Consider the following 18,466-nt stretch of genomic DNA (forward strand, 5'->3'; position numbering starts at 1 on the left):
GTCTCGTACGGAGCTCAAAAACCAGGATCCCAATCGACTTCAATCTTGCCGGTAGTGAGATCGACATTCTTGATAACCTGTCCATCAAGGAACGGAATCAGCCGCTCCTTCGCACCAAATGCATCCTTCAGGTTTGCTTTCACGACGAGAACGTCGTTCGAACCGGTTTCCATCAGCTCTGTGACTTTGCCCAGTTCGTAGCCCTGAGTGGTAACCACCTGGCAACCGATAAGGTCTTTCCAGTAGTAGTCACCGCTTTCAAGCTCCGGCAGCTGCCCGGGATCCACGACAATTTCGCAATTAGTCAGTAAACCTGCAGCATCACGATCGTCAATGCCTTTGACTTTGATGATCATGTCCTGATTGTGGCGCTTCCAGCCTTCCAGCTCGATAAGCTGCCATTGACCCGCCCGCTGGATAAACCACGGCTGATAGTCAAAAATGCTTTCGGCATCTTCGGTGGAGGAAAACACTTTGAGCCAACCACGGATACCATAGGCCGACCCCATCTTACCCAGTATTAATGGGTTTGCTGGGGGCTGCGCGGCGAGTTGCTTGCTCATGTTGACCACCGTGACAGATTAAGCTGCTTTCTTAGCTTCTTTGATCAGCGCACCAACGCGATCGGAAACAGTCGCGCCCTGGCCAACCCAGTGCTCAATGCGGTCCAGATCCAGACGCAGTGCTTCAGCCTGACCAGATGCGATCGGGTTGAAGAAACCAACGCGCTCGATGAAGCGACCGTTGCGAGCATTACGGCTGTCAGTAACGACTACCTGATAGAACGGACGCTTTTTAGCGCCGTGACGTGCCAAACGAATTGTTACCATAACATCCTCTTTAGTGAATAAAACAACCGGGCCCCATTGAGGGAACGGGGCCCGGGTGCAATATAAAAAGCCCGAAAATTTTACTCATTTTGGCGCAAAAAGCAATCTAATTCGCCCGAGTCTCTTTCCGGCTGATTTAGCGACCTGGGAAGCCCGGCGGCATCATACCTTTCATGCCGCGCATCATCTTCGCCATTCCGCCCTTTTTCATCTTCTTCATCATGCGCTGCATGTCGTCAAACTGCTTCAGCAAGCGGTTAACGTCCTGCACCTGCATACCTGAACCTGTTGCAATACGGCGTTTGCGGGAACCCTTAATGATTTCCGGCTTTTCGCGCTCTTTGCGCGTCATGGAGTTGATCATCGCCTCCATCCGCACCAGCACTTTGTCATCCATCTGCGACTTCACGTTATCCGGCAGCTGGCCCATGCCGGGCAGCTTACCCATCAGGCTGGCCATGCCGCCCATATTACGCATCTGCTTAAGCTGATCGAGGAAGTCGTTCAGATCGAAGCCGTCGCCTTTCTTCATTTTGGTGGCCAGCTTTTCAGCCTGCGCACGGTCAACTTTGCTTTCGATATCCTCAATCAGCGACAGCACGTCGCCCATACCCAGAATACGCGAGGCGATGCGCTCCGGGTAAAATGGTTCCAGCGCCTCGGTCTTCTCACCGACACCCATGAACTTGATAGGCTTACCGGTGATATGACGAATCGACAGCGCCGCGCCGCCGCGCGCATCACCATCCACTTTGGTCAGGACCACGCCGGTCAGCGGCAACGCTTCGTTAAACGCCTTCGCGGTGTTGGCGGCATCCTGGCCCGTCATCGCATCGACCACAAACAGGGTTTCTACCGGATTAATCGCGGCGTGAATCTGTTTGATCTCGTCCATCATCGCTTCGTCAACGTGCAAACGGCCGGCGGTATCCACCAGCAGCACATCGTAGAATTTCAGCTTCGCCTGCTGGAGAGCATTATTGACGATATCGACCGGTTTCTGGCTGAGATCGGAAGGGCAGAAATCAACGCCAACCTGCTCGGCCAGCGTCTCCAGCTGCCTGATCGCCGCCGGACGATAAACGTCAGCCGAGACGACCAGCACTTTTTTCTTGTGCTTTTCGCGCAGGAATTTACCCAGCTTACCGACGCTGGTGGTTTTACCCGCACCTTGCAGGCCAGCCATTAACACCACGGCCGGCGGCTGGGCCGCCAGGTTGAGGGTATTATTCTCTGCCCCCATCGCGGTAACCAGTTCGCCCTGCACTATTTTGACGAACTCCTGACCCGGCGTCAGGCTTTTATTAACATCATGTCCTACCGCCCGCTCTTTAACGCGGCTGATAAAATCACGCACTACCGGCAGCGCAACGTCCGCTTCAAGCAGTGCCATGCGCACTTCGCGCAGGGTATCTTTAATATTGTCTTCGGTCAGCCGTCCACGGCCGCTGATATTGCGCAGGGTTTGCGACAATCTGTCGGTTAAATTATCAAACATCGTCTCTCGCTCGCGTAATGAGAGGTCGCCAGGCGACACAATTGCGCGGATTATAACATGAAGCTGTGGCGATCTCAGCCATCAGCGATGAGATCGTTTGGAGCCAGAAGCCGCTGGCGCTATACTGGTTTTTTTCTTATCTGGTCGGTACCTGACACTTCTTATGTCCGTTTTTTCGATTCTGGCGCTTCTCGCCTACTCTTGCAGCCTTGCACTGATCGTTCCGAGCCTGTTACGCAAGCAGAGCGGCTGGCGACGGCTGGCGGTTATGTCGGCAATCGTTGCGCTGGTTTGTCACGCTGTTGCCCTGCAGCAGCGCATTTTTGCCTTCGACGACGGCCAGAACCTGAGCCTGCTGAATATCGGCTCGCTGGTCAGCCTGCTGATTTGCGCCATTATGACCCTTGTCGCCTCCCGCAACCGTGGCTGGATCCTGCTGCCGATTGTTTACAGCTTCGCGCTGATCAATCTCGCCTTCGCGACCTTCGTCCCTAATGCATTTATCACGCATCTGGAAACGACGCCGGGCATGATGGTGCATATCGGCCTGGCGCTGTTTGCCTATGCTACGCTGATTATTGCCGCGCTTTATGCGCTACAACTGGCGTGGATCGACTATCTTCTTAAGAATAAGAAGCTGGCATTCAGTCAGGATATTCCTCCGCTGATGACCATCGAACGTAAAATGTTCCATATTACGCAGGTTGGCGTCGTCCTTCTGACGCTGGTACTCTGCACCGGATTGTTTTATATGGATAACTTATTCAGCCGCGAGAATATTGATAAGGCCGTTCTCTCTATTCTTGCCTGGTTTGTCTATATCGTTCTGCTCTGGGGTCACTATCATGAAGGCTGGCGGGGACGCCGCGTCGCCTGGTTCAACTGCGGCGGAGCCTTTTTGCTGACCATGGCCTACTTTGGTAGCCGGATGCTGCAGCACTTTCTGACCACCTGATCCTAAACTTTAAGGAATTCCCTCGTTGGAACAAGTTTCGACCACCACGCTTATCATTACGCTGGTTATCATGATTGTGGTTTCCGCCTACTTCTCAGGCTCGGAAACCGGCATGATGACGCTCAACCGCTACAAACTGCGGCACCTCGCCAAAAACGGCAATCGCGGCGCCCGTCGCGTTGAAAAACTGCTGCGCCGTCCTGACCGGCTGATAAGCCTGGTGCTGATTGGTAATAACCTGGTCAATATCCTGGCGTCGGCGCTGGCGACAATTGTCGGCATGCGCCTCTATGGCGATGCGGGTGTGGCGATAGCGACCGGTATTCTGACTTTTGTCGTGCTGATTTTTGCTGAGGTGCTGCCTAAAACCATCGCCGCGCTCTATCCGGAAAAAGTCGCCTTCCCGAGCAGCGTCTTATTGGCCCCGCTGCAAATTGTGATGATGCCGCTGGTCTGGCTGCTGAATACCATCACCCGCCTTTTAATGCGTATGGTGGGGATTCAGGCCGATGGCGCAATGAGCGCTGCGCTGAGCAAGGAGGAGCTGCGCACTATCGTTTACGAGTCCCGCTCGCTGATGTCACGCCGCAACCAGGACATGCTGCTGTCGGTACTCGATCTGGAAAAGGTCAACGTTGACGATATTATGGTGCCGCGTAACGAAATCGTCGGCATCAACATCAACGACGACTGGAAGTCGATCGTACGTCAGCTGACCCACTCTCCTCATGGCCGCATCGTGCTCTATCGCGACTCGCTTGATGACACCATCAGCATGCTGCGCTTGCGGGAAGCCTACCGGTTGATGACCGAGAAGAAAGAGTTCACCAAAGAGGTAATGCTCCGCGCGGCGGACGAAATTTACTATGTGCCTGAAGGCACACCGCTTAACGTGCAGCTGATAAAATTCCAGCGCAACAAAAAGAAAGTGGGCCTGGTTGTTGACGAGTACGGCGATATTAAAGGGCTGATCACCATTGAGGACATTCTCGAAGAGATCGTCGGTGACTTTACCACTTCCATGTCCCCTTCTCTGGCGGAAGAAGTGATGCCTCAGAATGATGGCTCAGTGCTGATTGAGGGTAGTGCTAACGTGCGTGAACTGAATAAAGCGTTCAACTGGACGCTGCCTGAAGAGGAGGCGCGCACGGTTAACGGTATGGTGCTGGAAGCGCTGGAAGATATTCCCCTGCCGGAGACAACGGTGCAGATTGGCAACTATGCGATAGATATTCTCGACGTGCAGGAGAACATGATCAAGCAGGTCAGAATCCGTCCGCAGCAGTCGTTAAAGGAATCGGTAGGATCCTAGAAACAGACAGGGGCGGAAAATATTCCGCCCCTGCGTCGCGCAACGTCCTGGGGCATCAGCAGCGCCCCGCCCGGACTAGATATGCAGCTCTTTCAGCTTTTCTTTCGGCAGTGCCAGTTCGTCGTTATGGTTAACGCGAATATCATTCTCAATGATGTGGCGCGCAATGTCCTGCGCCTCGTCCAGCGAGTGCATTTCATAGGTGCCGCACTGATACTCGTTCAGCTCCGGGATGGTACGCTGGTCGGTCACTTTCAGTACGTCCTGCATGGCGGCTTTCCACGCAGTTGCCACACGCTGCTCATCCGGCGCGCCAATCAGGCTCATATAGAAACCGGTGCGGCAGCCCATCGGGGAGATATCAATGATCTCCACGCCATCACCATTCAGGTGATTACGCATAAACCCGGCGAAGAGGTGCTCCAGCGTATGGATTCCGCGCTCCGGCATCACCTCTTTATTCGGCTTGCAGAAGCGCAGGTCGAACACGGTCAGCGTATCGCCATGAGGTGTGGTCATGGTTTTGGCAACGCGTACCGCAGGTGCCGCCATAATCGTATGATCGACGGTAAAGCTATCCAACAATGGCATATTGTTACCTCAACTGATGAAATTATTTATAGAACGTTGAAACTTTCTCTGTCGTACCCGGTCTTAATCTGTGAAAGACGCGCATTTTGTTATCATCATCCCTGACAACAGAGATGTTATTTTGGCCACAGTGATGTGGCCTTTTTCTTTGGTGCTAACTGCGGCTCTTCAGAAAATCCTCAAAGCTAAGCGTATCACTTTCTTCGATTTCCTGCTGGCTAACCTGCGAACGCGCAGCTTCCTCTGCAAAGCGATCTTCGCTCAGGATGGCCAGAGGCTCCTCTGCCAGCTGATGGCGATACTGTTCCGCCAGCGCCAGCCCCGTTCCGCTGATGCCGTTCTCTTTCATCGTTTTCAGAATGCGGGCCGAGTAGGTCAGCTCCGGATCGTCAAAACAGGCGACCAGACGATCGCAAACTTCCTGATACTGATGATTGCCGTGCTGGCTGTCCAGCGTCTGCGCCACGCGGCGAAGATCGCTGAAAAGCGTTTTGCCAACTTCCGCCAGCGGGCTTTGCGCTTCGCCGCAGCCAATGCCCAGCATCAGGCCCGGCTTGCGCCCTTCCAGAATCACCCGGTTCCAGTTTGCCCGCGTGCACTGCAGCTCATCGCTGCTCATCTCTGGCGCTTCCGCCAGCGTGCACCAGATCAGGAAAAGATCGAGGAAGCGGACCTGGTTGGCATCCACGCCGGTTGGCGAGAATGGGTTAATATCCAGCGAGCGCACTTCAATATATTCAATACCGCCGCGCAGCAGGGCATCAGAGGGATTTTCGCCGGGGCGCGTCACGCGCTTAGGACGAATGGGCGCATACAGCTCATTCTCAATTTGCAGAACGTTAGTGTTGAGCTGAAGCCAGTTGCCCTGCTCATCCTTCGTTCCCATCCGCGCATACTCTTCTGAAGGCGTTTTAATCGCCGCCTTCAGCGCTTTCACATAATCGGGCAGATTATTGAAGGTGATGCCCAGTCCGCTCTGAGACTTATTGGTATAGCCCAGATCGCTCAGCCGTAACGAGGTCGCATAAGGCAGATAAAGCATTCCTTTGTCGGTACGCTCAAAAGGCAGCTTCGTCTCTTTTCCCTGCAGGAAAGAGGAGCAGATCGCCGGCGAAGCGCCAAACAGGAAAGGAATGATCCAGCCAAACCGATAATAGTTACGGATCAGGCGCAGATAACCGTCTGAAATCGCCTCATGACCGCTCTGCTCATCCACAACCCCCGCTCTCGCCTGCCAGAAGCTCATCGGCAGAGAGAAGTTGTAATGAACGCCTGAAATTACCTGCATCAGGGCGCCATAGCGATTTTTCAGTCCCTGACGGTAGAGCGTTTTCATCCGGCCAATGTTGGAAGTGCCGTACTGAGCCAGTTCTATCTCACTACTGTCTTCAATCAGGCACGGCATACTCATTGGCCACATGCGCTCCTCGCCTAAGTCGCGGGCGACGTGGCGATGAATGTCACGCAGAAAAGCCAGCAGACGATCGATATCGTCATGCACCGGCGTAATAAATTCCAGCAGCGTTTCCGCAAAGTCAGTGGTAATCCACTTATGCGTTAAAGCGGAGCCAAGAGATTGGGGGTGCCCGGTAGTGGCCAGGTGCCCATCGGGTCTGACGCGTAGCGTCTCGCGTTCAATACCGCGACCAATGCCTTTGAGTGCGTCAGGATGAGCTTCCAGCCAGGAAAGCGCCTGTGATACATCCGGGATCAAATTGACCTCCCGCTCGGAGAAATTTTTATTGTTTAGCATAATGTTAACCGCAGCGCCGATTATTCGCGAATCAGTGCCACCATTCCATGCCCTGTAATGTTGCGAAAGCCAGCGCAACGTAACGTAAGGTCTTGCCGACGGCGAGAAAAATCACCGAAGGTAGCCAGGCGAAACGAAGCCAGCCGGCGAGAACGCACAGCAGGTCGCCCATTACGGGTAACCAGCTGAGGAGTAATGCAGCAGGCCCCCATCGGTGCAGCCACGCTGTTGCTGTGTCATGCCATCGCCCCTGCCCTTTTACCGGCAGACAGCGACCAAGGATAATATTTGTCAGGCCACCAAGTGTATTACCAAGTGCGGCAATCAGGATAATGGCGCTGATTGAGACTTTTCCGTTTATCAGCAGGCCCGCCAGCAGCACTTCCGAACTGCCAGGCAGCAGCGTGGCGCTCAGGAAACTGCTGGCGAACATTGAACCGTAGGTCAGCCACTCGCTCACAGCAGACGAACGTCAACAAAATCCATCCCCGCCGCCTTCGCCGCCTGAATGCCGAAATCAGCATCTTCAAAAACGACGCAGCGAGTAGGCTCCACGTTCATCAACTCGGCGCAGCGCAGAAAAGTATCAGGTTCCGGTTTGTGGCGGGTGACATCATCTGCCCCGACGATGGCATCAAAATAGTCACGCAGCCCCAGATGCTGGAGAAGCGCTTCCGCCATGGCATGTTCGCTGCCCGTGCCCACGGCCATAGGACGCTGCCCTTTCCAGGCCTTAACCACCTCAATCAGCGGTAGCGGACGAACGGTATCGAACAGCATCGTCCTGAGCGCGGCGGTTTTCTCTTGTGCCAGGGTAACAGGATCGAGATCGCTCTGATGGCTGGCGATAATGACCTCCGCGATACGCCAGCTGGGCGAGCCGTTGAGGCCCGTTATCGTGCGCTCGTCAAAGGTCAGCCCGTGACGGGCCAGAACGGTTTGCCAGGCTTTACGGTGCGTCGGTTCAGTATCCAGAATGGTGCCATCCATATCGAATATCAAACCTTCATATTGACCGTACATACTCACCCCTAACCCCGATTAACCGAACGGTTACTTTAGCGCAAAGCTCTCTACTTGTCGCTGTCGGCATGGATCCGCAAATGCCTTGAAATAATTGAGGATTTTCATTATCAGAATTTGTCGTTGGGGAAAATCCAGCCGGCTGAACGTTATAAAAACTGGATAATCAGCGAGATAAGCGAAAATCAGATGACAGAAGCCTTTATCTGCAATGGTCACGTTACCGAAACGAGTAAAATGGTAAGCGCTGAACGCGATAAAGATTAACGGGATAAGTAACAGGGATGGTAAGCGTAACGACGGGAAGTGGTGAAGCAGAAATGGTGCATCCGGGAGGATTCGAACCTCCGACCGCTCGGTTCGTAGCCGAGTACTCTATCCAGCTGAGCTACGGATGCATCGGGTAATACAGGGGAACTGCCGCATCGAGGCGTTAAAGACCCAACTCAGTGCGTTTTGAATAATGGTGCATCCGGGAGGATTCGAACCTCCGACCGCTCGGTTCGTAGCCGAGTACTCTATCCAGCTGAGCTACGGATGCATCGGATAATACAGGGGGAGATAACGTGACAAGCCTGAGGAGATACTGAAGAAACTGACACTCCACTTTACGCCGTACGGGGATAAGCCCTTTCGGTATAAAATGGTGCATCCGGGAGGATTCGAACCTCCGACCGCTCGGTTCGTAGCCGAGTACTCTATCCAGCTGAGCTACGGATGCATTGCAAATTCTGGTATAACGCAGGGTGCTAACGACTCACCTTGATACAGGCTGCTAACACCGTATCCTGAAACTAAAACAGGTTGTGTCCGTTCTGAACGAGAAGGCTTAACATCTCCATCTTCATTCCTGTTCTGCCTGGGCCAGTGCTGCAGCTGACAGTTCAGTGGAACAACATGCTCTTCTAAAGTGGTGCATCCGGGAGGATTCGAACCTCCGACCGCTCGGTTCGTAGCCGAGTACTCTATCCAGCTGAGCTACGGATGCAAATGGCGGTGAGGCGGGGATTCGAACCCCGGATGCAGCTTTTGACCGCATACTCCCTTAGCAGGGGAGCGCCTTCAGCCTCTCGGCCACCTCACCATACGCACTCTTGCGAGTTGTGCTTCAGAACGTTGTATCTGCTCATCGGCACTGCGTGGCGCACATATTACTTTGGCGGACTTATAAGTCAAACAATTTTTCCCCTTCCGTGTTTAATTGCACAATTCCCACGCAATAAGGGCATTTTGACGGCAAAAAGAGTGAATTATCAACAAAGAGGATATTGCCGCGCGCTAAAAAAACGGCATAAGCAAATCAGAGGGAAAAGAAAGAAAAGGAAAGGCTGAGGGAGGAAAGCGTGAAGAAACCGGTAGCGCCTCGCTGCAGATAGCGAGGCGCTGGATCCGTTAGTAACTCGTTTGCTGAGTTTTTTCGGCCTGGATACGCTGATAGATCTCTTCACGATGGACCGATACTTCTTTAGGGGCGTTCACACCGATGCGAACCTGGTTCCCTTTCACTCCCAGCACCGTTACAGTCACCTCATCGCCAATCATGAGGGTTTCACCAACTCGACGAGTTAGAATAAGCATTCTTTGCTCCTTGAAAGATTAAAAGAGTCGGGTCAACTGTCTCCCGGCATATCCATCGTATTACGCTAAATGTAGACCATGACAAATACATCACAAGCACATCATCATACCAATACATTCTGCTGATACTAAGTTTAGCCGAAATACACGCTATCAACCCGACTTTATGATTTTATGGGCGCACCTGACAGAAAACGCTGCCTCAACCTGCCACAACGCTTTCTGAGATGCATTTTTTTAAGGGCTTACAGTTTTTCTGCAACCCATGATTCAACGCCACCCAGCGCAGCAGGCAGCGCCTGAGCGTCCGTGCCTCCAGCCTGAGCCATATCCGGTCGTCCGCCACCTTTACCGCCAACCTGCTGAGCCAGGGTGCCCACCAGCTCGCCAGCCTTGACGCGGTCAGTCAGATCTTTGGTCACCCCGGCGATCAGGGAGACTTTGCCATCGGAAACCGTTGCCAGCACGATAATCGCGGATTTGAGCTGATTTTTCAGCTCGTCAACCATCGTACGCAGCATTTTGGGCTCCACGTTAGCCAATTCGCTTACCAGCAGCTTCGCCCCTTTCACATCAATGGCCTTGCTGCTCAGCGAGGCGCTTTCCTGGGCCGCCTGCTGATCTTTCAACTGCTGTAGTTCCCGTTCCAGCGCGCGCGCATGATCGATCACCCCACGCACTTTCTCACTCAGATTACTGCTGTTCGCCTTCACCAGCTGAGCAATATCCTGCAGCTGCTCACTCTGTGCATAAACCTGATTCAGCGCCCTCTCGCCGGTAACCGCCTCAATACGGCGAATGCCTGCGGCGGTGCCGGACTCAGTGAGAATGCGGAACAGGCCAATATCGCCCGTGCGGCTGGCGTGTGTCCCGCCGCACAGCTCGGTAGAGAAGTCGCCCATCGACAATACGCGCACGCGATCGTCATATTTCTCGCCGAACAGCGCCATTGCGCCGTGCGCTTTGGCTGCCTCAAGATCCATAATGTTGGTCTCAATGGCCAGATTGCGGCGCACCTGAGCATTGACGATCTCTTCAACCTGGCGGATTTCCTGCGGCTTCATCGCCTCAAAATGAGAGAAGTCGAAGCGCAGATATTTATCATTAACCAGTGAGCCCTTCTGCGCCACATGATGGCCCAGAACCTGACGCAGCGCAGCATGAAGCAGGTGCGTTGCCGAATGGTTCAGGCGAATGCGGGCACGGCGCGCCTCATCCACGTGGGCAGCCAGACGGTCCCCTACGCGCACCTGGCCCGAGGCCAGCTTGCCGATATGACCAATCGCCTGACCATATTTCTGGGTGTCGGTGACGGCAAACAGCGCGGCATCGCTTTTCAGCTCGCCGGTATCGCCGACCTGGCCGCCAGACTCACCGTAGAACGGCGTCTCGTCCAGAACAATCACCCCTTCCTGGCCTGCGGTAATGGCCGTGGCGGGCTGACCGTCCACGAAAATCGCCTTAACGGCGGCGCTCAGCGCCAGCTGCTCGTAGCCTTTGAAGCTTGAGGCTTCATCAATGCGGATCACATTGTTGTAATCGGTGCCGAAACCACTGGCTTCACGGGCACGCTGACGCTGCTGCTCCATCGCCCGCTCAAAGCCAGCTTCATCGATTTTCAGATTACGCTCACGGCAGACATCCGCCGTCAGATCGACCGGGAAGCCGAAGGTGTCGTAAAGGCGGAAGACCGTTTCGCCATCCAGCGTATCGCCCTGCACTTTTTCCAGCTCTTCATCCAGCAGCGCCAGCCCACGCTCAAGCGTTTTGGCAAACTGCTCTTCTTCGGTTCGCAGGATCTGCTCGACCTGTGCCTGCTGCTCCGCCAGCGCCTCACCTGCCGCGCCCATCACCTCAATCAGGGGCGCAACCAGCTTCCAGAAGAAGGTGCCCTGCGCGCCCAGCATATTGCCGTGACGGACAGCGCGACGAATAATGCGGCGCAGCACGTAGCCACGGTTTTCGTTAGAAGGTGTGACGCCGTCAGAGACGAGGAAGGCACAGGAGCGGATATGGTCAGCAATCACGCGCAGTGATTTACTGGAGAGATCGGTAGCGCCCGTCACTTCCGCAACGGATTTGATCAGCTTCTGGAACAGATCGATTTCGTAGTTGGAATTCACATGCTGCAGAACGGCCGTAATACGCTCAAGTCCCATGCCGGTATCGACGGAAGGTTTCGGCAGCGGCAGCATGGTACCGTCAGACTGGCGGTTGAACTGCATAAAGACGATGTTCCAGATTTCGATAAAACGATCGCCATCTTCTTCCGGGCTTCCCGGCGGGCCACCCCAGATATGCTCGCCATGATCGAAGAAAATCTCCGAGCAAGGGCCGCACGGGCCGGTATCACCCATCTGCCAGAAGTTATCTGACGCATAAGCGCTGCCCTTGTTATCCCCGATGCGGATGATGCGCTCACGCGGCACCCCCACTTCTTTTTCCCAGATATCGAAGGCTTCGTCGTCAGTCTCGTAAACGGTGACCCACAGCTTCTCTTTCGGCAGGTTAAACCACTGCTCGCCGGTAAGGAGTTCCCAGGCAAAGCCGATCGCTTCGCGCTTGAAGTAATCACCAAAGCTGAAGTTGCCCAGCATTTCAAAGAAAGTGTGGTGACGCGCCGTGTAGCCCACGTTTTCTAAATCGTTGTGCTTGCCGCCCGCACGCACGCAGCGCTGGGAGGTGGTGGCGCGGGAATAGTTGCGCTTATCCCCGCCCAGGAAAACGTCTTTGAACTGGTTCATGCCGGCGTTGGTAAAAAGCAGCGTCGGGTCATTGGTCGGAACAAGGGAGCTGCTGGCTACAACCTGATGTCCCTTGCTCTGGAAAAAGTCGAGAAACGCCTGGCGAATCTCCGCAGTGCTCTTGCTCATAATTATCCTGGAATCACGCTTGCGAATATTTCGTGGGTTGTTTCACCGGCAGGGAGGCCCTTTTCCCGGCAACGCACGAACAAAAAGTGATGAATAAGATAAATTTTCTTCGGGGGGAAGTAAAATCCCATCGCAGGTCATTCGTCAAAATTAGAGAAAATCCCACGAATATCTTCTGAAAAGAAGCCTTTGGTCATCAGATAGCGCTGTACTTTGGCTTTTTCCTTCCAGTCGGTGGGCAGTGGCAGACCAAACTTGCGTACCGCCACTTCATAAGCCTCTCTTTGCCAGTCGATATCGGCTCCGGCGAGCGCTTCATCCGTCAGGGATTTATCCACGCCCTTCTGCCCCAGCTCCATGCGGATACGCTGCGGGCCATAGCCTTTCCGGCTGCGGCTCGCCACGAAGCGCCCGGCAAAGTGGGCATCATCCAGATAGCGATTCTCATAACACCAGGCCACCACGCGGTCGATCTGCTCCGGCGTGATAATTTCCGGCTCCTGGGCTTTATTTTTAGCAAACATGGCTGCGCGTTCAGCCGACAGCGACAGCTTGCGGCGTAATTCCGTCTCGCTGTGGTCGCGCATCGCCAGGATGCGCATCGCCCTGTCAAGCAGGCGCGTAAACTGGTTACGTTCAGTGGCGTCAGACATCTTACTCCACGGGGTTTTCAGGTAAATGGTGCGGTCAGGCTAAGGGTAGCGGTGAACGTGCAAAGAAACAAAGGTGTTTAGCGGAGGCATCGGGAGGTAAAGCTTAAGCATAAAAAAAGAGCGGCTGTTAAGCCGCTCTTAGATGTTCAGTCTGGCCCCGGTAGAAAATATACCGCCGGGAGCTGAGGATCAGAATTTCTCGCTGGCTTCGCTGGCATCGTCAGCTTCCGCTGCCGTTGGCGTAAAATCAGGCTTGTCGTCCGGATTGCTCAGCAGCGTGGCACGCAGCTTCGCATCAATCTCGTTAGCAATGGCCGGGTTTTCCTTCAGAAAGTTACCGGCGTTCGCTTTACCCTGACCAATTTTATCGCCGTTATAGCTGTACCAGGCACCCGCTTTTTCGATCAGCTTGTGCTTCACGCCCAGGTCAACCAGCTCGCCGTAAATGTTGATGCCTTCGCCATACATAATCTGGAACTCGGCCTGCTTGAACGGGGCGGCAACTTTGTTTTTCACCACCTTCACGCGGGTTTCACTCCCGACCACTTCATCGCCCTCTTTGATGGCGCCGATGCGGCGGATGTCCAGGCGAACAGAGGCATAGAACTTCAGCGCGTTACCGCCGGTCGTGGTTTCGGGGTTACCGAACATCACGCCGATTTTCATACGGATCTGGTTGATGAAGATCAGCAGGGTGCCGGAGTTTTTCAGGTTGCCTGCCAGCTTACGCATCGCCTGACTCATCATACGCGCCGCCAGGCCCATGTGAGAATCACCGATTTCACCTTCGATCTCCGCTTTCGGCGTCAGTGCCGCCACGGAGTCAACGATGATGACGTCAACCGCACCGGAACGCGCCAGCGCATCGCAGATTTCCAGCGCCTGCTCACCGGTATCCGGCTGCGAGCAGAGCAGATTATCGATATCCACGCCCAGCTTTTTCGCATAGACCGGATCAAGGGCGTGTTCCGCATCGATAAAGGCACAGGTTTTTCCTTTGCGCTGTGCAGAGGCAATCACCTGCAGCGTCAGCGTGGTTTTCCCTGAGGATTCTGGTCCGTAAATTTCGACAATACGTCCCATTGGCAGACCGCCCGCGCCCAGCGCGATATCCAGCGACAGGGAACCGGTAGAGATGGTTTCCACGTCCATGGTACGGTCTTCACCCAGGCGCATGATGGAGCCTTTACCAAACTGTTTTTCAATCTGGCCCAGCGCTGCTGCCAGTGCTTTTTGTTTGTTTTCGTCAATAGCCATTTCAACTCCTAATCATGCGGGGTAAAGACGCGCTTGGCGGCTTTGCTCATGTTCAATACGGGGATAATTATACTGTATAGTCATACAGTATCAAGTTTATTTTTTGAGAAAATACGTACGGAGGTTCAGCAGCGCGCAGGCCGTGGCCTGACGACGAACGGCCTCGCGATCGCCGCTAAAAACCTCCCGCAGCGCCAGCGTCGGCTCTCCCTGGGCGGCGAAGCCGAACCAGACAGTACCCACCGGTTTTTCATCGGAACCGCCGTCAGGCCCGGCAATACCGCTTACGGAAAGGGCGAATTGCGCCTTCGCTGCTGCTCTTGCCCCTTCAGCCATCTCTTTGACCACCTGCTCGCTGACGGCGCCCGCCTGCTCAAGCGACGCCGTCGTGACGCCCACCAGCTCCTGTTTCGCCTCGTTGCTGTAGGTTACAAAGCCGCGTTCAAACCACTGCGAGCTACCGGCGATATCGGTCAGCACTTTTGCTATCCAGCCGCCGGTGCAGGACTCCGCCGTGGTCAGGGTGGCGCCAAGATCCCTCAGGCGCTCGCCCACATCGGCGCTCAACTGCGCCAGTTCCTTATCCGTCATCATCATTCAGAGGCTCCCTTAGCGAAATGATCGTCAGATTAACATTATTCCAGGTCGTCACGCTCGGAAATGGCCGGCTATGCGATCGCCTTTCCAGTCGCAGCGGCGGCTTGCGAAACCGTCACCGGCGTTCAGCTTTTCTTCGCCACCATAAACAGCCGCGGATAGGGCATCAGCACGCTACCATCCTGGCGGGGCTGATAAGCGGCCGTAAGTTCTGCGAGGTAGTGCGCAAGATAGGCCGCCTGTTCCTCTTCTTGCAGCGGCGAAAGAAAAGGCCGCAGCCCGGTGGATCTTAGCCACTCAACCATCGCAGAATGAGAAGACATGACGTGATAGTAGGTGGTTCGCCAGATATCCACCGTGCAACCCGCCGAACTCAGCAAATCATAGTAGGCTTCCGTCGTTAGCAGGCGTTTCCGGTGGCCAGGATCGTGATTAATTTTATCCTGCCAGGGTCCGTTTTCAGCCACTTTGCGCATCAGGCTATGGGTGGGTTGATCGAGGTTATCCGGCATCTGCACCGCCAGCACGCCCCCTTTGGCCAGTTGTTCAACCAGTGACGGCAGCAGCGTGTCATGATCGCTCAGCCACTGTAATGATGCGTTGGCATAAATAAGGTCCTGCGGCGAACTGGCTTGCCAGGCCTGGATATCCGCCTGCTCGAACCGACAGTCGGGAAGACGCTGAAGCGCCTGTTCCAGCATAGCCTGCGAACTGTCCAGGCCGGTGATGCGCGCCTGCGGCCAGGTCTGATGAAGCAGCGCGGTACTGTTGCCCGGGCCACAGCCCAGATCGGTGATATGCTGTACGTCACGTAGCGGGATCCGGGTAACTAGCTCTTTTGCCGGCCGGGTCCGCTCAGCTTCAAACTGCCGGTAGAGATCGGGGTTCCAGTCTGTCATCTTTTTCTCTTATTTAAGATCGACTCTGCCTGATTAACTTTAGAAGCTCTTTGCGTCAGGGCAAAGGCGCAATTACCGCAGAACGCCTTTTCATCACGCTGAGCGGGCCCAGCCCACTTCAGATTCACGCATTACTGGAACAGGGAAATGCAGGAAAATGCGTACGGCCTCACTCTATTTTTCTTTTTTGATCATGCTGATGCTGGCAGGTTGCTCCGGCTCTCCGCCAGCATTACCGCCCTCCGGCCAGATCACTTTCGCGCAATATCAGCATGACATCACGAGCTGGGTGCAGCAGCACAGACAGTTTCAGAGCCAGGACAGGCAAACGGAACTTCGCTGGAACACGCCACAGGAGTGGCGCCCGGACGGCCCGGCGAAAAAGGGCATACTGCTGATCCACGGTCTGGGCGACGCCCCCGGTTCCTTTACGGATATTGCGCCCGAACTGGCAAAGCAGGGTTTTCTGGTACGCAGCGTACTGTTGCCCGGACATGGCACGCAGCCAAAAGATTTGAGCGCCATCTCCGTGAATGACTGGCGACGCGTGGTCAATGAGCAGGCGGCGATTCTGCAAAAGGATTCAGGTAAAATCTGGCTGGGCGGTTTTTCCACCGGGGCTAATCTGGCGATTGAATATGCCTACCGTAATCCTGAGGTTCAGGGGATGGTTCTGTTTTCCCCCGCCGTCAGGGCCAACGAACCGCTGGTCGCTCTGACGCCTTTCATCGTGCCTTTCCGTCAGTGGCTGAAGGCGCCACGCGACGGTTACCCTCAACAGCGCGCCACGCGCTATATGAGGGTGCCGACCAACGGGTTTGCCCAGTTCTGGTACTCCAGCCGTGCAGCGCAGGCGGTGCTGAACCGTCATGCTTATGATAAACCGGTGCTGATGGTCATGACTGAACATGATTCGGTGCTGGATACGCCGGGACTGCTGAAAGATTTTGACCGCCAGTTTACCTCGCCGCGAAGCCGCCTGATCTGGTACGGCAATCCCCAACCCGAGCGGGTGCTGTCACGGCGGGTGCTGGTGCGGCCGGATACCCTCCCCCGTCAGCACATCAGTCAGTTTTCGCATATGTCGGTGCTGTTTTCTCCGCAAAACCCGGTTTACGGCATTAGCGGAAGCGATCGGATGTGTGAGAATGGGCAGCGCGACGAGGATTATCTTGCCTGTCGTCAGGGGGCGGAAGTGTGGTTTTCGGCCTGGGGCTATCGGGAAAGCGGGAAAATTCACGCCCGGCTGACCTGGAACCCCTGGTTTAGCTGGCAAAACGGCGTAATGGACCAGGTCGTGAACGGAGAAGAGGCTAAGCCGGATGCAGAATAGCTCGCTGTGAAAAAGACCGGCCTGGCTGGCCGGTCACTGTAGCGACGACAACGGCCGTAAAGCCGTTACAGACCGCCTCTGGCATCGCGTACCGCCAGGCCCAGCTGCCAGACGGCCATTGCGTAATGGGTACTGTGGTTATAGCGGGTAATGGTGTAGAAGTTCGGCAGACCGAACCAGTACTGATAGCTTTTACCCATATCAAACCGCAGCAGGCTCACCTGCTGGTTATCATCCAGCCGGACTTCCGACCTGTAGCCCGCCGCAGCGAGGAATGAGACAGAGTAACGGGCGTTAAAGCCGGTCTTCAGTTCGCTGTCGCTCTCGCTGACCGGCAGCGCTACCGTGCCATCCTTCAGCCAGCCATGCGCGCTGAAATAGTGCGCGACGCTGCCGATAGCATCGACCGGATCCCAGAGGTTGATGTGCCCATCACCGTTAAAATCCACCGCGTAACTTTTGAACGAGGAGGGCATAAACTGGCCGTAGCCCATCGCGCCGGCATAAGAGCCCCGCAGATCCAGCGGATCGTCACCTTCCTCACGCGCCATCAGCAGAAAGGTTTCCAGCTCGCTGCTGAAAAAGGCGGCCCGGCGCGGATAGTTAAACGCCAGCGTGGCGAGCGCATCAATAATACGCGTTTTACCCATCACGCGTCCCCAGCGGGTCTCCACGCCGATAATGCCCACAATGATTTCCGGCGGTACGCCGTAGGTTTGATAAGCACGCTGAAGCGCGTCCTGGTACTGATTCCAGAATGCCACACCGTTCTGCACGTTCGAGGGCGTGATGAATTTCGCACGGTAGCGTATCCAGGCACCGTTAGGCCCGGTGGGGCCCTGCGTTGTTGGTGCCTGGCGATCCATCAGCCGGATCACCCAGTCCAGATTTTTGGTCTGCGCCAGCACGTTATGCAGCTGCTGACGGTCAAAGTTATGTTCGCGCACCATTTTATCGATAAACGCCTGCGCGGCCGGACTGGTGGCAAAGTCGCCATTCAGCGGAGCCACATTGTGCGAAGGGTCTAACAGGAAACGGTCGCCGCCCTGAAAAGGGTTGCCGTGCGGTTCAGGCGGCGGCGCTTTGCTGCTACAGGCGGACAACAGAAGCAGCGCAGGTAAAAATGTGGCCAGATGACGCATTCAATATCCAGTTTGGAGAGCGGAACAGTAGCACTTATGTTAGAGCATCGCCCTCAAACTTGAAAACAGATGTTATGTAAATCTCCCCCTGCATTTGCCCTTTGTTTGGATCGCTTTCACGGCCAGAAACCCATTGACACTCTAAAAATAAAACGCTATTTCATTTATTGGG

General features: G+C 55.0%; 17 protein-coding genes and 5 tRNA genes. 3 read left to right on the top strand and 19 right to left on the bottom strand.

What is annotated here, in order from left to right:
- Positions 1-14: 14 nt before the first annotated feature.
- The 3 genes from rimM to ffh form a co-directional block, all read right to left on the bottom strand.
- On the bottom strand, positions 15-563 hold the full coding sequence (rimM, locus tag AAH446_RS15795; protein WP_342907640.1) for a ribosome maturation factor RimM: 549 nt from the start codon (positions 561-563) through the stop codon (positions 15-17).
- Between the two features lie 18 nt (positions 564-581).
- Positions 582-830 carry a 30S ribosomal protein S16 gene (gene rpsP / locus AAH446_RS15800; protein WP_024965505.1) on the bottom strand — a complete coding sequence of 83 codons (249 nt, stop codon included), beginning with the start codon at positions 828-830 and terminating at the stop codon, positions 582-584.
- 136 nt (positions 831-966) lie between these two features.
- Positions 967-2,328, bottom strand: a complete 1,362-nt coding sequence (ffh, locus tag AAH446_RS15805; RefSeq protein WP_342907641.1) for a signal recognition particle protein — start codon at positions 2,326-2,328, stop codon at positions 967-969.
- 163 nt (positions 2,329-2,491) lie between these two features.
- On the opposite strand from ffh, the gene AAH446_RS15810 reads away from it, so the two are divergent.
- Both AAH446_RS15810 and AAH446_RS15815 read left to right on the top strand, forming a co-directional pair.
- Positions 2,492-3,283: a cytochrome C assembly family protein gene (locus AAH446_RS15810; RefSeq protein ID WP_342907642.1), complete on the top strand. Its 792-nt coding sequence runs from the start codon at positions 2,492-2,494 to the stop codon at positions 3,281-3,283.
- Between the two features lie 25 nt (positions 3,284-3,308).
- Positions 3,309-4,595, top strand: a complete 1,287-nt coding sequence (locus tag AAH446_RS15815; protein ID WP_342907643.1) for an HlyC/CorC family transporter — start codon at positions 3,309-3,311, stop codon at positions 4,593-4,595.
- 75 nt (positions 4,596-4,670) lie between these two features.
- Here the strand turns inward: AAH446_RS15815 and luxS are convergent, their stop codons facing one another.
- From luxS to tam, 15 genes are all read right to left on the bottom strand, one after another.
- Positions 4,671-5,186, bottom strand: a complete 516-nt coding sequence (gene luxS / locus AAH446_RS15820) for an S-ribosylhomocysteine lyase (RefSeq protein WP_342907644.1) — start codon at positions 5,184-5,186, stop codon at positions 4,671-4,673.
- Between the two features lie 154 nt (positions 5,187-5,340).
- Positions 5,341-6,939, bottom strand: a complete 1,599-nt coding sequence (gshA, locus tag AAH446_RS15825) for a glutamate--cysteine ligase (protein ID WP_342907645.1) — start codon at positions 6,937-6,939, stop codon at positions 5,341-5,343.
- Positions 6,940-6,970: 31 nt separating this feature from the next.
- Positions 6,971-7,399 (bottom strand): YqaA family protein, encoded by a 429-nt coding sequence (locus tag AAH446_RS15830; RefSeq protein WP_342907646.1) that lies wholly within the window; start codon positions 7,397-7,399, stop codon positions 6,971-6,973.
- Entirely contained in the window at positions 7,396-7,962 is a 567-nt protein-coding gene (gene yqaB / locus AAH446_RS15835) for a fructose-1-phosphate/6-phosphogluconate phosphatase (RefSeq protein WP_342907647.1), read from the bottom strand. Before yqaB ends, AAH446_RS15830 begins: the two co-directional genes overlap by 4 nt.
- Positions 7,963-8,283: 321 nt before the next feature.
- Positions 8,284-8,360, bottom strand: a tRNA-Arg gene (locus AAH446_RS15840).
- A gap of 66 nt (positions 8,361-8,426) precedes the next feature.
- Positions 8,427-8,503, bottom strand: a tRNA-Arg gene (locus AAH446_RS15845).
- A 103-nt stretch (positions 8,504-8,606) separates the two neighbouring features.
- Positions 8,607-8,683: transfer RNA gene (locus AAH446_RS15850), tRNA-Arg, on the bottom strand.
- A gap of 190 nt (positions 8,684-8,873) precedes the next feature.
- Positions 8,874-8,950: transfer RNA gene (locus tag AAH446_RS15855), tRNA-Arg, on the bottom strand.
- A 3-nt stretch (positions 8,951-8,953) separates the two neighbouring features.
- Positions 8,954-9,046: transfer RNA gene (locus tag AAH446_RS15860), tRNA-Ser, on the bottom strand.
- A gap of 308 nt (positions 9,047-9,354) precedes the next feature.
- Positions 9,355-9,540, bottom strand: coding sequence for a carbon storage regulator CsrA (csrA, locus tag AAH446_RS15865; protein ID WP_004155916.1), 186 nt, complete (start codon positions 9,538-9,540; stop codon positions 9,355-9,357).
- Positions 9,541-9,785: 245 nt separating this feature from the next.
- On the bottom strand, positions 9,786-12,413 hold the full coding sequence (gene alaS / locus AAH446_RS15870) for an alanine--tRNA ligase (protein ID WP_342907648.1): 2,628 nt from the start codon (positions 12,411-12,413) through the stop codon (positions 9,786-9,788).
- Positions 12,414-12,550: 137 nt separating this feature from the next.
- Positions 12,551-13,066 carry a regulatory protein RecX gene (locus AAH446_RS15875; protein WP_342907649.1) on the bottom strand — a complete coding sequence of 172 codons (516 nt, stop codon included), beginning with the start codon at positions 13,064-13,066 and terminating at the stop codon, positions 12,551-12,553.
- Between the two features lie 189 nt (positions 13,067-13,255).
- Positions 13,256-14,323: a recombinase RecA gene (gene recA, locus AAH446_RS15880; RefSeq protein ID WP_342907650.1), complete on the bottom strand. Its 1,068-nt coding sequence runs from the start codon at positions 14,321-14,323 to the stop codon at positions 13,256-13,258.
- A 96-nt stretch (positions 14,324-14,419) separates the two neighbouring features.
- On the bottom strand, positions 14,420-14,914 hold the full coding sequence (gene pncC / locus AAH446_RS15885; protein WP_342907824.1) for a nicotinamide-nucleotide amidase: 495 nt from the start codon (positions 14,912-14,914) through the stop codon (positions 14,420-14,422).
- Positions 14,915-15,045: 131 nt separating this feature from the next.
- Positions 15,046-15,819, bottom strand: coding sequence for a trans-aconitate 2-methyltransferase (gene tam / locus AAH446_RS15890; protein ID WP_342907651.1), 774 nt, complete (start codon positions 15,817-15,819; stop codon positions 15,046-15,048).
- A 157-nt stretch (positions 15,820-15,976) separates the two neighbouring features.
- On the opposite strand from tam, the gene AAH446_RS15895 reads away from it, so the two are divergent.
- Complete coding sequence (locus AAH446_RS15895; protein WP_342907652.1) at positions 15,977-17,152, top strand: alpha/beta hydrolase; 1,176 nt, start codon at positions 15,977-15,979, stop codon at positions 17,150-17,152.
- Positions 17,153-17,217: 65 nt separating this feature from the next.
- Here the strand turns inward: AAH446_RS15895 and mltB are convergent, their stop codons facing one another.
- Complete coding sequence (mltB, locus tag AAH446_RS15900; protein WP_342907653.1) at positions 17,218-18,294, bottom strand: lytic murein transglycosylase B; 1,077 nt, start codon at positions 18,292-18,294, stop codon at positions 17,218-17,220.
- Positions 18,295-18,466: the final 172 nt, after the last annotated feature.

Source organism: Erwinia psychrophila, assembly GCF_039023475.1.
In the GTDB taxonomy this organism is placed as follows: domain Bacteria; phylum Pseudomonadota; class Gammaproteobacteria; order Enterobacterales; family Enterobacteriaceae; genus Erwinia.